Below are 15,178 nucleotides of genomic sequence, written 5' to 3'. Positions count from 1 at the left end.
TTACTGAATATTTTAGAAATACTTTAACATAGAGCTTTCAAGAACTTGTATTAAAGAGTTGAAGGTTACATATGCAGCGTATCGCAATTAATGGATTTGGACGAATCGGGCGAAATGTTTTAAGAGCTTGGTTTGAAAATCCAAAACAATTCAATTTTGAAATCGTTGCGATTAATGATGTGGCTGATGTAGAAACTTTAATTCATTTATTTAAATATGACACCACACATGGAAGATTTCATGGGGAAGTGGAGTTGAGTTATGTTGCAGAGCAAGTATTTCTCAATATTCATGCCTATCAAAAAAAATTAACTATTGAAGTCCACTGTCAAACAGAACCTGATCAACTGCCATGGAAGCGTTTAAACGTTGATGTTGTTTTAGAGTGTACTGGTTTATTTAGATCTCGAGCAGAAGCGACACGCCATCTCAATGCTGGCGCTCAACGTGTGATAATTGGGGCTGCACCTTTTGATACGGTTGATGCTGCAATTGTCTACGGGGTAAATCATACAGAGGTTAAAACTACGGATCAGATTATTTCGAGTGTTTCATGTACGACACAAGCATTGGTTCCTCTGGTCAAAATTATTGACGATGCCTTTGGCATAGAAAGTGCGTTAATGACAGAAATTCATGCTGTTACAGCGGATCAATCCGTTTTAGATCATGTTCACCGCGATTTACGTCGTGCGAGGGCATCTGGGCAAAACATTATTCCAACGACTTCATCTGCTCTAGGTGCAATCAAACGTGTCATGCCAAAAATGGAAGGGCGAATAGACGGTTACTCAATTCGTGTTCCTACCATTAATGTGGCAGCTATTGATTTGACATTTATAGCGCAACAGCCAATTACAGACCATCAGTTAAATGAAGCGTTAATTTCAGCAGCACGAGAGCAATTTTCGGAAATTATGTCGGTAACAGATGAGCCTTTAGTATCATCTGACTTTAATCATTCTCCGTTTTCACTCATTGTAGATTTAACTCAAACCATGGTGGTCGGGAAGCAAGCTAAAGTCTATGCTTGGTATGATAATGAGTGGGGATATACCAATCGTTTACTAGATTTATGTCATTCATTTCCAGATCAGTCATGAAACTGAAATGCTGTGTCTTTTATAAAGGCTTAAGTCTATAACATAGATCAACTGCTAGTGCGTTCAGAATTACCAATAGAAGCTTATGAATAATCTAAAATTCCGATTTAATTATTTAAAAGTCTGATGCACATGGGGGTTGATCGTGATAGACTAGGAGAAATCGGGTGTGTTCCCGATTTTTTTATGCGGATTTGTTCCGCGCTGACAGAATTTAGGTTTACAACATGCCCATTTCAGAGACATGGTTATTACCTGATGGTGTAGCTGATGTATTACCAGAGCAAGCGCAAGTTATTGAAACTTTGCGTCGTACCGCGTTAGATTTCCTCGCAGCTCGAGGTTATCAATTGGTGTACACGCCATTTATTGAATACATCGAATCTCTATCTTCTCTTTCAGAATCGAATCAAGATTTAGACTTAGCCACATTTAAAGTAATCGATCAACTTTCAGGTCGTTTACTTGGTGTGCGTGCAGATATGACGCCTCAGGTGGCGCGTATAGATGCACACGTGTATCCAGTTGAAGGTGTTGCACGCTATTGCTACGCTGGAACGGTACTTCATACCAAACCACAAGGTTTCAATACCACACGTGCGCCTTTACAGCTCGGTGCTGAGTTGTTTGGTTCAGACAGTATCGATGCTGACGTCGAAATGATCGATGTTATGTTGGAATTATTAAAAAATACAGGTGTAACTGAGGCGATCCATTTAGATATTGGACACGTTGGTCTATTCCGTAGCTTAGTTAAACATGCAGGATTGAACAAAGCTACAGAGTCGCATCTATCTGATTTATATCAGCGTAAAGCATTGCCAGAACTTGCTGAATATACGCAACAACTTAAATTCGGATCTGATTTTTATTCGCTTGGTCGTTATGCAAGTGATTTAGTCGCTTTAAAATCACATTTAAGCCAAGAAATCTTAGAAGATTCGGCATTCCAAGAAGCATTTAATGCAGTTCAAAGCACACAAGATGCGATTCAGCAACGTTGGCCAAATCTGCATATTGGTATCGATGTAGTAGAGCTTCGTTCATATCACTATCACACTGGCTTAATGTATGCAGTGTATGCACCAAATCGTGCTGCGCCATTAGCTCAAGGTGGACGTTATGATGGTATTGGTGAGCATTTTGGTCGTGCACGTCCAGCAACTGGCTTTTCATGTGACTTATACGCTTTAAGCGCTGGTCAATTTAAAGCATTGGAAGTGATCGTTGCACCTAAGGGCAATAATGCTGACCTAGTCAAAGCAATTCAAGGATTACGTGATCAAGGCAAAAGCGTTGTGCAGTTGCTTGGTCAAGATGAGTTGAATTCAGTACCTAACGCGACTCACCAGTTGGTGAATCAAGCGGGTGAGTGGAAACTCGAACAGATTTAATCACCTGATTTGAATACTAAATTTCAAATCATGTTCTTCAATTTTAACAGCATGATGCAATGAGGCTATTATGGGCAAGAATGTTGTGGTACTTGGTACCCAATGGGGCGACGAAGGTAAAGGTAAAATCGTTGACCTGCTCACAGATCAAGCGGCTGCAGTTGTTCGCTATCAAGGTGGACACAATGCAGGTCATACTCTCGTCGTAGGTGGTAAGAAAACTGTTTTACACCTCATTCCATCTGGTATTTTACGTGAAAACGTACTTTGCTTAATTGGTAACGGTGTAGTGCTTTCTCCTGAAGCGTTAATCAAAGAGATGACGATTCTTGAAGAGCAAGGTGTGCCAGTTAAAGAACGTTTACGTATTTCTCCAAACTGTCCATTAATTTTGCCAAACCATATTGCATTAGACCAAGCACGTGAGAAAAAACGTGGGAATGCCAAGATTGGTACAACAGGTCGTGGTATTGGTCCAGCGTATGAGGATAAAGTTGCACGTCGTGCGGTTCGTGTCGCTGATTTAGTGCGTGGTGGTGATCATCTTAAAGCATTGCTTGAAGAGTTACTTGAATACCATAACTTCCAATTAACACAATTCTACGGTGTAGAAGCGGTTAAGCTTGAAGACGTGCTTGCGTTATGTGATCAATGGCGTGAAGTTGTTGCTCCACTGGTTGTTGATGTTACTGGCGAATTGCATAAATATCGTAAGAACGGTGACAACATCATGTTTGAAGGTGCTCAAGGCTCACTTCTTGATGTTGACCATGGTACTTATCCATACGTAACATCTTCAAATACGACTGCTGGTGGTGTGAGTTCTGGTTCTGGTCTTGGTCCATTACACCTTGACTATGTATTGGGTATTACCAAAGCTTATACAACTCGCGTAGGTGCAGGTCCATTCCCAACTGAGTTGGTTTATGATGCTGCAAACGATGTTGGTGATGCAATTGGTAAGCACCTTGGTACTGTAGGTTCAGAATTTGGCGCATCTACTGGTCGCCAACGTCGCTGTGGTTGGTTCGATGCTGAAATCCTTCGTCGTTCAGTAGAAGTAAACTCACTTTCGGGTATTTGCTTGACTAAACTTGACGTTCTTGATGGTTTAGAAGAAATCAAAATCTGTGTAGGTTATGAAGCTGCAGATTCGGGCTGCGTAGGTTCTTCTGATGCACTTGCATTTGAAACTTTAAAACCAATTTACGAAACAATGCCTGGTTGGACTGAGTCTACTTTTGGTGCTAAATCTTTAGACCAATTGCCAGAAGCAGCAATCAACTATATTAAGCGACTTGAACAGTTAATCGAATGTCCAATCGACATCGTATCAACTGGTCCAGACCGTGATGAAACGATTATTCTTCGTCACCCGTTTGAAGCTTAATTAAAAGTTTTAAAAAAGCCCTGTGATATCACAGGGCTTTTTTTGATCTAAACAACGACCAAAGTTGTATAAAAATTGGCTGTGCTGAATCTTAGAGATTGTTAAAATCGAATGTATAAAATAATAGAGTGTGCAGGATGCATAAAAATATTTCTGGAACAATGTTTTATTCGTTGTTATTTGCAATGGGGGGGGCACCCACGATTGCGATGATGATAATTCGATCTCAAACAGTAGCCGAAGATGTGGTCTACCAAGTCTTTATTGGGCTGTCGATTATGATCGCTTGCATATTGGTCCCTATTATTTTAATTCAGAACACCTATTTATTTTTTAAACGTAAAGATGAGAAGCTTGAAACTTGTTTAAAACCGTGGAGTCAAACCTATCTCGTGCTTAATATTTTTTGTTTGGTCTTTTGGATCAGCTATCAATTTGTTTACTAAATTACATAACAAATAAAAAAGTGAAGAAAAATGAGATATTAAGCTTAGTTGAGTTTGTCTATAATTATGAACAAGTACTTTCAAGTAGATTGGAACATTATAATGAAGAACAAATTATTGCTCGGTCTTACAGCATCTGCGGTGATCTCGATTTCAGGGTGTACAACATTTGCGGATATGGCGGGTGCGGACTCAGCGACATTAAATGCAGCTGCTGCACAAAGTTACTCGCAAGCCATTGATACAGCTCGCAGCAAGGGCTTATTGGATACAAGCTCAAATACCTATAAGCGTATTACCAATGTCTACAATCGTTTGCGTCCATATGCTGATCAAATGAATCAAACGGGTCAGCCATTCCAATGGCAGGTATCTGTAATTAAATCAAGTGAATTAAATGCTTCTGTCATGCCGGGTGGTAAAGTTGTTTTTTATACAGGTATTGTGGAACGTTTAAATTTAACAGATGCTGAAATTGCGGCCATCATGGGACATGAAATGATCCATGCTTTGGAAGAGCATGCAAAAAGTAAATTGGGTGCTCAAGCTTTAACTGACTTGGCTTTAGGTGTTGGTTTAAGTGCAGCTGGGGTAGGTCAAGGTGGCGCAGCAGTTGCACAAATTGGTTCTCAACTGGGTGTAGGGTTGCCTTATTCACGTAACTTGGAAAGCCGTGCTGATCAGGGTGGATTAATGTTAATGGCTCGAGCTGGTTATAACCCACAAGCAGCGATTACATTATGGGAGAAAATGGCTAAAGCAAGTAATGGTGGCAATGCATCTTTCTTATCAACACACCCTTCAAATGCTCAACGAATTGAGGCGATGCGTAAAAACTTACCTGCAGCTCAAGCGATTTATAACCAAAGTCGCCGTTAAAAGAATAAAGCTAAAAAAGGATGCGTTAGCATCCTTTTTTTTATATTCACCACTTAGTAAATTGTTATCACAGTATGGCTTTGATTCAAATGTATTGAAATCGAATTTATTAGACACTTAAGGTGCTGGATTTGGCTGTTGTTTATGGATGATCTCAATTTCCTGAAGTATTTCTGCTGACAATGACACATTAAAAGCATCAATATTTTCTTTGAGTTGATTTAAATCGGTTGCACCAATGATTGTGCTGGTCACGAAGAACTGCTGCTTAATGAAAGCTAACGCCAATTGCGTTAATGTCAGTCCATGTTTTTCTGCTAAGAGGGCGTATTGTTCAGTTGCCCATTCACTTTCAGGATTACTATAACGCACAAATCTAGAGTATAAGGTGACTCTGGCATTTGCAGGTCTCGCACCATGTCTAAATTTTCCTGTTAAATAGCCAAAAGCGAGCGGTGAATAGGCCAGTAAACCGATGCCTTCAAATTTAGCAATCTCCGACATGCCGATTTCATAGGTACGATTTAATAAGTTATAGGGGTTTTGTACAGAAACAAATTTAGACAGCCCTAACTTTTCAGCTAAATGTAGAAATTTCATGGTTCCCCATGGTGTCTCATTGGAGAGTCCGATATAACGAATTCTACCTCTATTAATTTCCGCTTGAAGGGCAGATAAGGTTTCCTCGAGTGGTGTGATATCTAGTGTACTGTGAGCATGGTGATTGGTATAACCCAATTGACCAAACATATTGGTTGGGCGTTGAGGCCAATGCAGCTGATAAAGATCAATATAGTCAGTTTTTAAGCGTCTAAGATTTGAGTCTAAGGCTGAGCTCATGTCGCTGGCAGTATAGCGAGTTGTGCCGCCTCTAATATTGCTACCACCTTGGCCTGGACCTGCAATTTTTGAAGCAAGAAAAAGTTGATCACGTTGGCCGCGCTGCTGAATCCAATTGCCGATAATTTCTTCCGTCGCTCCTTGAGTTTCGACTTTAGGTGGTACTGGGTACATCTCTGCAGTATCCCAAAAATTTAACCCCCGCTCGAGTGCATATTCCAGTTGTTGGAAAGCCTCGGACTGGCTATTTTGCTCACCAAAGGTCATTGTTCCTAAACAAATTTCGGGAACGTGTATATCTGTTTGCCCAAGTCGATTAAATTTCATGCTCAACATCCTTGCTGTATTTTTTAAGTTGATATATTTAAATCATACCTAATCTAAGATTCAAAACGTATGTAAAATAAATTCGAAAGTTTTCAGAGAAAAGGCAATAAAAAAGCAAATCGTCAGATTTGCTTTTTTGAATGTAGATCAGATGAAAATTTATTCATCATCATTGTTGTCAAAGTCTTCTTCAACAGAATTTACTGCTTCTAATGATGAATCAAAAATTAAGATAGCTTTACCATCAGTTTCAATCATGCCTTGTTCTTCAAGTGTTTTAAGAACACGACCAACCATTTCACGTGAACAACCTACAATACGACCAATTTCTTGACGAGTAATACGAATTTGGCGTCCATTTGGAAGAATCATTGCTTCAGGTTGAGCTGACAAGTCGATTAAACAACGTGCAATACGACCCGATACATCAATAAATGCTAGGTCAGTTACTTTTCGAGTTGTATTTTTTAAGCGACGAACGAGCTGTGCGAACACCGCATAGCTAAGATCTGGATACTGCTTACTTACTTCATGGAAGTTAGCATATGAAATTTCAGCAATCTCACATACATCACGTGTACGTACTTCTGCAGTACGCTGAGGATTACTTTCAAATAATCCCATCTCTCCAAAAAAGTCCCCTGGGTTTAAATAGGCTACCACAATTTCACGTTCATCATCTTCACGTAAAATAATTGAAACCGACCCTTTTAAAATTAGATACAGAGATTTCGACTCTGAGCCCGCATCAATAATTGAAGTTCGTTTTGGAAATCTATTGATGTGCGCACGCTTGAGCAAAGCTTTGACAGATTCAGGTAATTGACCTGGCGACAAAGCATCTGTACTAAGTTGTGAAAAATTAGAAGTCATGCTTTTTAAATTCCGATTTGGATAGTAACTAGATCTTTAGACCTAAATAAACTTGCCACGTGAAGCATAAGAGGTGAAATTCCTTATCAGCTCAATATATGCTAGTGTACAGTCCTAAGTAAATTTATAGTTTTTTTTAGGTAGTTGCAATGCATACTAGCGTACATTGGTTAGAGAATGTTGCTTTTGAAGCAAAATCTGAAAGCGGTCACCAAATTATCATGGATGGTGCTGAAGCTTACGGTGGTGAAAACCGTGGTCCACGTCCGATGGAACTCATTTTAATGGGGCTTGGTGGGTGTGCTTCGTTTGATATTGTGACCATATTAAAAAAATCTAGACAAGATGTGACTGGTGTTCAATGTCAGTTGAAAGCTGAGAGGGCAGACACAATTCCTGCGGTTTTCACGAAGATACATTTGCATTTTGTGGTTACAGGAAAAGCAATTAAAGAAAAGCAAGTCGCTAAAGCTGTTGAGCTATCTGCAGAAAAATATTGCTCAGCAAGTAAAATGCTTTCAGATGGCGGTGTTGAAATTACACATGATTTTGAAATCATTGAAGCCGAAGCTTGATTTTATCGAGTTAAAAAAAGCAACCTTAAGGTTGCTTTTTTTATGTAATTTGAGCGAATCAATTTTACTCTTGTACCCATGGCAGATTATGAAATCGCCAGCCATTGTAAGTACCACGATGGGAGTTGGGATCTAAATCACCTTCAAAACCTTGATCGATATTATATACGTTTGTGAAACCAGCGTTATACGCCACACTCGCTGCTGCTGCAGAGCGCTTTCCACTACGGCACATGAGCAAAATGATGTCATATGCATTAACAAAAGATTGTAACTTCTCTAAAAACTCAGGGTTACGTTCAAGTGAGATGCCTGTGAGCCAAGGAATATGTTCAGAATGTTCGACATAACCTACGAATTTTCGCTCTTCATGTGTTCTGACATCAATAATGATCGCTTGTTGGGATTGGAACAAAAGCCACGCATCTTGGGGTTTTAAAGAGCCTGCAAAGAGGAGTGTATGATCTTCTACATTTTTTTTTGCTTCAGATAAAATAAATTTAATTTTATCTTGATGGACTTTATTTTCTGAGAGATTTATAAAATGATTCATGTAAGTATGCCTGAATGATTAAATCATCCGTTTATGGAAAACGGTGATTATTATAAGTTTTATCTATATTCTTTAAATAAATATAAAATTGATTGTTTATCTTATAAATTCATATTGAATGATTTTGCACAACATGTACCGATTAGGTCGATATAAGTTCGGCGTACTCCTATGTGATGATTTGAGAACAATAATGACCGTTTACTGAGAATATATTTTCTTTGTCATATCCATATCTAGTGAATAGTAGATAAATATCATAATCACCATGAAAAAATTGTGAAGTGGTATTGAAAAATGTATGAGCAGCACAAATATTATAATTATAATCTATCTTTATTTTTTAAATAATTGAAATGTAAGAAAATAATTTAAAAACCGACTTGAAATATGACGCTTCTCACCCATTAACTAAGCAAGTACCAAATTTGTTGTGAGGAAAATAATAATGCGTTTTGAAAAATTTACAAATCGCTTACAGCAAGCCTTATCTGATGCGCAATCTTTAGCAATGGGCAAGGATCATACAGCGATTGAAGGCATCCATATACTATCGACCCTGCTTGAAGAGCCATCAAATATGAGTTTGTTGCAGCAGGCAGGGGCGAATTTACGAGAATTGAGCACAAAGTTGCAACAGGCGCTTGCTGATGCACCAACACTTGCCCATCCAACTGGGGATATCAATCTCAGTCCAGATGCGGTTAAAGCGCTTAACTTGGCAGATAGTTATGCACAAAAATCGGGTGATGAGTTTCTTTCAACAGATTGGGTGTTACTTGGTTTAGCGGAAACGGGTGCAACCAAAACTATTTTGAATGCGGTTGGAGTTCAATCCGCAGGTTTAAAAGCGGCGATAACTAAAGTTCGAGGTGATGAAAAAGTCATGAGTAACAATCATGAAGATCAACGTGATTCATTAAACAAATACACCATCGATCTCACTGAGCGAGCACTTTCTGGCAAACTTGATCCAGTGATTGGGCGAGATGATGAAATTCGTCGAACAGTTCAAGTTTTATCACGCCGTACAAAAAATAATCCTGTTTTGATTGGTGAGCCGGGTGTCGGTAAAACTGCCATTGTTGAGGGTTTAGCACAGCGTATCGTTAATGGAGAAGTGCCTGAAAGTTTAAAAAATAAACGTGTCTTATCACTTGATCTTGGATCGCTTTTAGCTGGTGCAAAATATCGTGGTGAATTTGAAGAGCGCTTAAAAGCAGTATTAAAAGATCTTGCTAAACATGATGGTGAAATTATTCTGTTTATCGATGAGTTGCACACTCTAGTCGGTGCAGGTAAAGGCGACGGTGCAATGGATGCAGGTAACATGTTGAAACCTGCTTTAGCACGCGGAGAATTACGTTGTGTAGGTGCTACAACTTTAGATGAATATCGACAATTCATTGAAAAAGATGCAGCACTTGAACGTCGTTTCCAGAAAGTATTGGTTGACGAGCCTAGCGTTGAAGACACGATTGCAATTTTACGTGGATTAAAAGAGCGCTATGAAGTACATCATGGTGTCAAAATCTTAGATTCTGCCATCATTGCTGCAGCTAAAATGTCACATCGCTACATTACAGATCGTCAACTACCAGATAAAGCGATTGATCTAATTGATGAGGCGGCATCTCGAATTAAGATGGAGCTTGATTCAAAACCTGAGTCTCTAGATAAATTAGAGCGTCGTCTTATTCAACTCAAATTACAGCTTGAGGCTGTAAAAAAAGACGAAGATGCGGGAAGTAAAGCTGAAGTTTCACACTTAGAAAAACAAATTGCTGAAGTGGAGAAGGAATACAGCGATCTTGAAGAAGTGTGGATTTCTGAAAAGCGTTTGGTCCAAGGCGATCAACAAACTCAGGCTGAGCTTGATCAAGCACGTATTGCGATGCAAAAGGCACAACGTGAAAATGATCTAGCTGAAATGGCACGACTTCAATATGGAGTAATTCCTGATTTGGAGAAACGACTCAGTGAAGAAGCATCTGAAGAGAAAGTTGAACCTAAATTATTGCGTAATAAAGTGACGGACAATGAAATTGCCGAAGTTGTAAGTGCAGCAACAGGAATTCCTGTAGCAAAAATGCTACAGGGTGAGCGTGAAAAATTACTCAGTATGGAAACATTTTTACATAACCGCGTCGTAGGCCAAGATGAAGCGGTAGTTGCAGTTTCTAATGCTGTACGACGCTCACGTGCTGGACTTTCAGATCCAAATCGCCCAAGTGGTTCATTCTTATTTTTAGGTCCAACAGGTGTCGGTAAAACTGAGTTAACTAAAGCTTTAGCAAACTTCTTATTTGACAGTGACGATGCCATGATCCGTATCGATATGTCTGAATTTATGGAGAAACATTCTGTTAGTCGTTTGGTGGGAGCACCTCCTGGTTATGTTGGTTATGAAGAGGGTGGTGTGCTAACTGAAGCAGTTCGCCGTAAGCCTTATAGCGTGGTGTTATTTGATGAAGTAGAGAAGGCTCATCCAGATGTATTTAATATTCTGCTTCAGGTACTTGACGATGGTCGCTTGACTGATTCGCAAGGGCGTGTGGTGGATTTTAAAAATACCGTGATCGTCATGACTTCAAACTTAGGTTCAAATGAAGTGCGCGAATTAGGTGACATGGCGACGGAACAAGATGTACGCAGTGTTGTGATGGCTGCTGTTTCTGAGCATTTTAGACCAGAGTTTATTAACCGAATTGATGAGCTTGTAATCTTCCATGCACTGAAAAAATCGCAGATTCGAGGTATCGCGGATATTCAGTTAGATCGCTTACGTGCTCGTTTGGCTGATCGTGATTTAAGTTTGACTGTAGATGACACTGCTTTCGATGAATTAATTGAGGCAGGATATGACCCAATCTATGGGGCTCGACCACTTAAACGTGCTATTCAACAAAAGGTTGAAAATACATTGGCTCAAAAAATCTTGGCGGGAGAATTTTTGCCAGGAGATACAATTGTTATACAAAGCACTGATGGAAATTTGAGTTTTAGTAAACTTAAATTAAATTAGAATTTAATAAACAAACTTAGAAAACCTGAATTCGTTCAGGTTTTTTTTCATTTAAGTGATTTAAAAATAATAAATTTATTTTTTAATAAAATTGCTACTCAAATCTATTAAGTATAAGATTGCACTCAATATTTTTGTGAATAAATGTTTAATTTGTTTATTGATTCACAAAAGGAATTCATTGTTTAGCTTAATGGGATCAATATGCTAGAATTAAAACGACTCCGAAAATTAAAAAAAGAACCTTATAGTGAGTTTGTTAAGGTAAAAGATTTAAAACCCCGTGATATTGAAAAGATGTTCAATATTTACAGTAACTATTATTCAAATACAGTCTTTGAAATTTTTGAAAGAGACCTTCTGGAAAAGACTGGTGTGTTTATCATTCGAGAACCCAAAAAAGATTTTTTAGTGGGTTTCTCAACTGTAATGGAGCGAAATTTTACCGTGAATGGTAAAACTGCCCATGCTTTTTTTAGTGGTGATACCATTATTGAGGAGGCGTATTGGGGTAGTCGAGCATTACAACGTGCGATGTTTCGTTATGTAATGACCTTCAAATTACGTCATACGGGGGTACCGATCTATTGGATGCTGATCTCAAAGGGCTTTAAGACCTACTTACTTCTTGCAAATAATTATTATCACTATTATCCAAATCCAGAAAATAAAGATGAATATTTAAAAGATTATGTTGAAGCGTATTGTCGTGAGTATTTTGCAGAATACTATGATGATGAATCAAAGCTGATTGATTTTGGAGAAAACTATCAGTGTCTGAAACCTGATGTGGCCCCAATAACAGAAGAAATGCGCCAGAAAAATCGTAAAATTGAGTTTTTTGAGGAATGCAATCCATCTTGGGTTCAAGGTACTGAATTACCGTGTATTGGTGAGCTGCGTTGGGTTGATATTTTGCAAACAGCGGTAAGGTTTGTGAAAAAATCATCGCTCAAAAAAAATAAGTCGAATCTGAATAAAGATAAATTATCTAAATCGGCTCAAACCAAAGATCAAGATCAAGATTCTAAGGTGGCCTAATGTCTGTGATATTTGCAGCTCATCAAGTTTTAAATTTGGCCTGTAAAAAATCATTTAAAGACTTTTATCAATACGCTGATCAATTGGAAAAAGTTCAGCGTGATAAATTAAAAGTTATATGTGATGATCCAAAGATGGAATATGAGTCGTTTGCTCAACATTTTCCAGTAACACGTTATGCTGATTGGAAGCAGAAAGTTGAAGCATCACGTAATCAAGGCGTAAATTTACTTAATAAAAGTAAAATTATCCGATTCCAGCCTACAAGTGGTTCAAGTGAAGCACTCAAATTTATTCCATATACCCAACAATTTTTAGATGAAATAGATCAGGCGATTGGTTTATGGCTCACGAGTTTATATCGTCGTTATCCTGAACTAAAACGTACAACTCACTATTGGTCTGTATCTTGGTTGCCTGAAAGCCAGCGTCAACTGACGACCACTCATAATTTAAATGATGATAGTGCCTTACTTTCTTTTTCAAAACGAATTTTAACTCAAATTACGCAGGCCGTGCCTGCTGACATTGCTTTGGCAGAAACTGCTGAAGATGCGATGTTCGCTACGGCTGTATATTTAGTCAGAGATGAAAATCTCGGCATGATTTCAGTGTGGAGCCCAACTTTTGCACTGCAACTGATCGAAATTATCCAAGAAAATAAGAGTGAAATCGTTGAGGTTTTATCGACTGGTCAGTGGAGTCGTCAAAGTTTAGATTTTTTAAAAATCAAAAAATCAGTAAAACGTAGCCAGATTCTAGAACGATTAGATTTGGAAGATCCGACTTGTTGGAAAAAATTGTGGCCAAAGCTATTTTTAATTTCATCTTGGGATACCGCAAGCGCACAGCACTGGGCACAAATTTTAAAAACCAAAATTAAGGGTGTAAGTTTTGAAGGTAAAGGGCTTTGGGCCACTGAAGGCGTAGTGACTATACCTTTAGATGATCATTATCCCTTGATGTATCAAGCTCATTTTTATGAGTTTCAAGATTTAGATACTCAGCAAATTTATCCTGCTTGGCAGCTTAAACCAGGTCAAATCGTGAGTCCGATTATTACGACAGGGTCTGGCCTAAAACGCTACATTATTGATGATGAATTATTGGTTGATTCTTTTTATCAGGGCATTCCGTGCTTTAAATTTCTCGGTCGAAAGATGACAGTTGATTTGGTCGGAGAAAAGATTGATCAATCTGTTGCTTTGAGTGTGATCGATACATTTAAACAAAACGGTTTTTTACCCATTAGTTTACTCGGTATAGAACAGACCGAATCGAAACCTTATTATGTTTTGCTTTCTGAGGGTAGTGTGAGTGGGCAGCCGTCCGATCAACAGTTAGATCAATTGCTAAAACAAAATTTTCACTATGAGTTGGCACGTAATTTAGGGCAATTAGATGAAGCACGCGTGATGCATGTGGAAGAAGCATGGCATGAATATAAGACAATCGCAATGCGCAATGGCATGATTGAGGGGAATATCAAGCCAGAACCGTTGAAGAAAATGAAATTTATTTAAGAATTTAAAAATGACAGAGCAAAATTTACTATATCGATCAAAAATCTCGCCTGAATTTTATCTACGTTATGCTGCGGAGCAAGATGATCCTCAATTGATTGAGCTGATTTCTGAAAGTATGCCGAGTAACGGTATGGTGATTTCATTTGAGCGGAAACCGAGTTATTTTCGGGCTACACATGCACAATATAATAAGCCTGAAATTTTGGTTGTCGTACATCAAGATCAGCCTGATCAAATTATTGCCATGATGAACATCGGTTGGAAATCGTATTGGATCAATGGCGTCACTGAACAATTACGCTATGTATCAGATTTACGAATCAAACTTACAGCTCGGGGTAAAAAAGCGTTTAATGTATTTATGGAATACATTTTTGAATGTTTCCCTCGTGAAATTATCTTCCAGAGTGTGATTTTAGAAGATAATAAAGTAGCTCGTAATATGATGCATCGTGAAAGAGAAGGATATGCTTTACCTTATATCTTTGATTCGATGACCACTTTTACCATTTCTAAGGTGCCTAAGTTTAAGCAGTCTGCTGAACTTCGCCTTGAAACAATGACCATAGATAAGATTGATGCGGTCAATGGTTTTATACAAGAAATGGCTTCCCATTATAATTTTTTACCTGATTATGACTTTAGACAGTTATTGGAAGCTAATCATCCTTTTTGGTATGGGCTGAGATTAGAAGACTTTCATTTAGTGCTCAATTCAGATCATAAAATCGTAGGTTTATTTGGTTTGTGGGATCAAAAAGATTTCAAACAAACTAAAGTGGCGAGTTATTCTACAACGTTAAAACTGTTAAAACCTGTCTATAACACTTATGCTCGAATTACTGGACAGTTAACGCTTCCCGAAGAAGGGCAATCCTTTGATTATCTCATGACGCATAGTTTCCTCTGTGATCCAAGTGCGTTAGACGTACTAAAGTTTATGCTGACCAAAGTAAATACATTGGTGAAAGCTCAGGGTAAAACATCATTTTGTGTGACTGTGGTTGAGAATGACCCACGTAAGCAAGTTCTAGAGCAGTGTTCATCACATAAAATGAAAGCAGTTCACACGCTTCATAGTTATGAAAGTAAACCCTATGACGTGATTGATCGTTCTAAATACTCTTACTTTGAAGTGAGTCGTATTTAAGAATATGGTGCGTTCATCGGAATGCGAGTGAACGCACTTGATTAGCTGTAATTAAT

General features: G+C 38.5%; 13 protein-coding genes. 10 read left to right on the top strand and 3 right to left on the bottom strand.

All coding sequences use genetic code 11. The features are described from left to right. The first annotated feature begins 71 nt into the window (after nt 1-71). The 5 genes from gap (at nt 72) to AC1M9N_RS02705 (ending at nt 5,212) form a co-directional block, all read left to right on the top strand. Nucleotides 72-1,103, top strand: coding sequence for a type I glyceraldehyde-3-phosphate dehydrogenase (gene gap, locus AC1M9N_RS02725; protein WP_481611708.1), 1,032 nt, complete (start codon nt 72-74; stop codon nt 1,101-1,103). Between the two features lie 227 nt (nt 1,104-1,330). Next, nucleotides 1,331-2,497, top strand: coding sequence for an ATP phosphoribosyltransferase regulatory subunit (locus AC1M9N_RS02720; RefSeq protein ID WP_035265874.1), 1,167 nt, complete (start codon nt 1,331-1,333; stop codon nt 2,495-2,497). Nucleotides 2,498-2,567: 70 nt separating this feature from the next. Beyond that, entirely contained in the window at nt 2,568-3,887 is a 1,320-nt protein-coding gene (locus AC1M9N_RS02715; protein WP_035265875.1) for an adenylosuccinate synthase, read from the top strand. A 137-nt stretch (nt 3,888-4,024) separates the two neighbouring features. Then, entirely contained in the window at nt 4,025-4,333 is a 309-nt protein-coding gene (locus AC1M9N_RS02710; protein ID WP_481608348.1) for a hypothetical protein, read from the top strand. Nucleotides 4,334-4,435: 102 nt separating this feature from the next. Continuing rightward, nucleotides 4,436-5,212 (top strand): M48 family metallopeptidase, encoded by a 777-nt coding sequence (locus tag AC1M9N_RS02705; RefSeq protein WP_035265878.1) that lies wholly within the window; start codon nt 4,436-4,438, stop codon nt 5,210-5,212. 117 nt (nt 5,213-5,329) lie between these two features. Here the strand turns inward: AC1M9N_RS02705 and AC1M9N_RS02700 are convergent, their stop codons facing one another. Both AC1M9N_RS02700 and crp read right to left on the bottom strand, forming a co-directional pair. Continuing rightward, entirely contained in the window at nt 5,330-6,379 is a 1,050-nt protein-coding gene (locus AC1M9N_RS02700; RefSeq protein WP_481954234.1) for an NADP(H)-dependent aldo-keto reductase, read from the bottom strand. A 159-nt stretch (nt 6,380-6,538) separates the two neighbouring features. Beyond that, a complete protein-coding gene (gene crp, locus AC1M9N_RS02695) occupies nt 6,539-7,252 on the bottom strand; it encodes a cAMP-activated global transcriptional regulator CRP (protein WP_035265881.1) in 714 nt (237 codons plus the stop codon). Nucleotides 7,253-7,401: 149 nt separating this feature from the next. Here crp and AC1M9N_RS02690 point away from each other — a divergent pair, with 149 nt between their 5' ends. After that, nucleotides 7,402-7,827: an OsmC family protein gene (locus AC1M9N_RS02690; RefSeq protein WP_035265883.1), complete on the top strand. Its 426-nt coding sequence runs from the start codon at nt 7,402-7,404 to the stop codon at nt 7,825-7,827. A 64-nt stretch (nt 7,828-7,891) separates the two neighbouring features. Here AC1M9N_RS02690 and AC1M9N_RS02685 read toward each other — a convergent pair whose 3' ends face one another. Further along, nucleotides 7,892-8,380: a rhodanese-like domain-containing protein gene (locus tag AC1M9N_RS02685; RefSeq protein WP_035265884.1), complete on the bottom strand. Its 489-nt coding sequence runs from the start codon at nt 8,378-8,380 to the stop codon at nt 7,892-7,894. A 448-nt stretch (nt 8,381-8,828) separates the two neighbouring features. Here AC1M9N_RS02685 and clpB point away from each other — a divergent pair, with 448 nt between their 5' ends. From clpB to AC1M9N_RS02665, 4 genes are all read left to right on the top strand, one after another. Next, nucleotides 8,829-11,405: an ATP-dependent chaperone ClpB gene (gene clpB, locus AC1M9N_RS02680; RefSeq protein ID WP_481595509.1), complete on the top strand. Its 2,577-nt coding sequence runs from the start codon at nt 8,829-8,831 to the stop codon at nt 11,403-11,405. A gap of 204 nt (nt 11,406-11,609) precedes the next feature. Continuing rightward, nucleotides 11,610-12,446 (top strand): hypothetical protein, encoded by an 837-nt coding sequence (locus AC1M9N_RS02675; RefSeq protein WP_481588431.1) that lies wholly within the window; start codon nt 11,610-11,612, stop codon nt 12,444-12,446. Beyond that, nucleotides 12,446-13,969, top strand: a complete 1,524-nt coding sequence (locus AC1M9N_RS02670; RefSeq protein ID WP_481954233.1) for a GH3 family acyl-acid amido synthetase — start codon at nt 12,446-12,448, stop codon at nt 13,967-13,969. Before AC1M9N_RS02675 ends, AC1M9N_RS02670 begins: the two co-directional genes overlap by 1 nt. A gap of 10 nt (nt 13,970-13,979) precedes the next feature. Then, nucleotides 13,980-15,122 (top strand): GNAT family N-acetyltransferase, encoded by a 1,143-nt coding sequence (locus AC1M9N_RS02665; protein ID WP_481595507.1) that lies wholly within the window; start codon nt 13,980-13,982, stop codon nt 15,120-15,122. Nucleotides 15,123-15,178 lie beyond the last annotated feature (56 nt).

The sequence above is a fragment of the Acinetobacter sp. ANC_7655 genome, from assembly GCF_056784015.1.
Note: the sequence above shows the minus strand (reverse complement) of the source record. Positions and strands in the feature narration are given on the sequence as shown.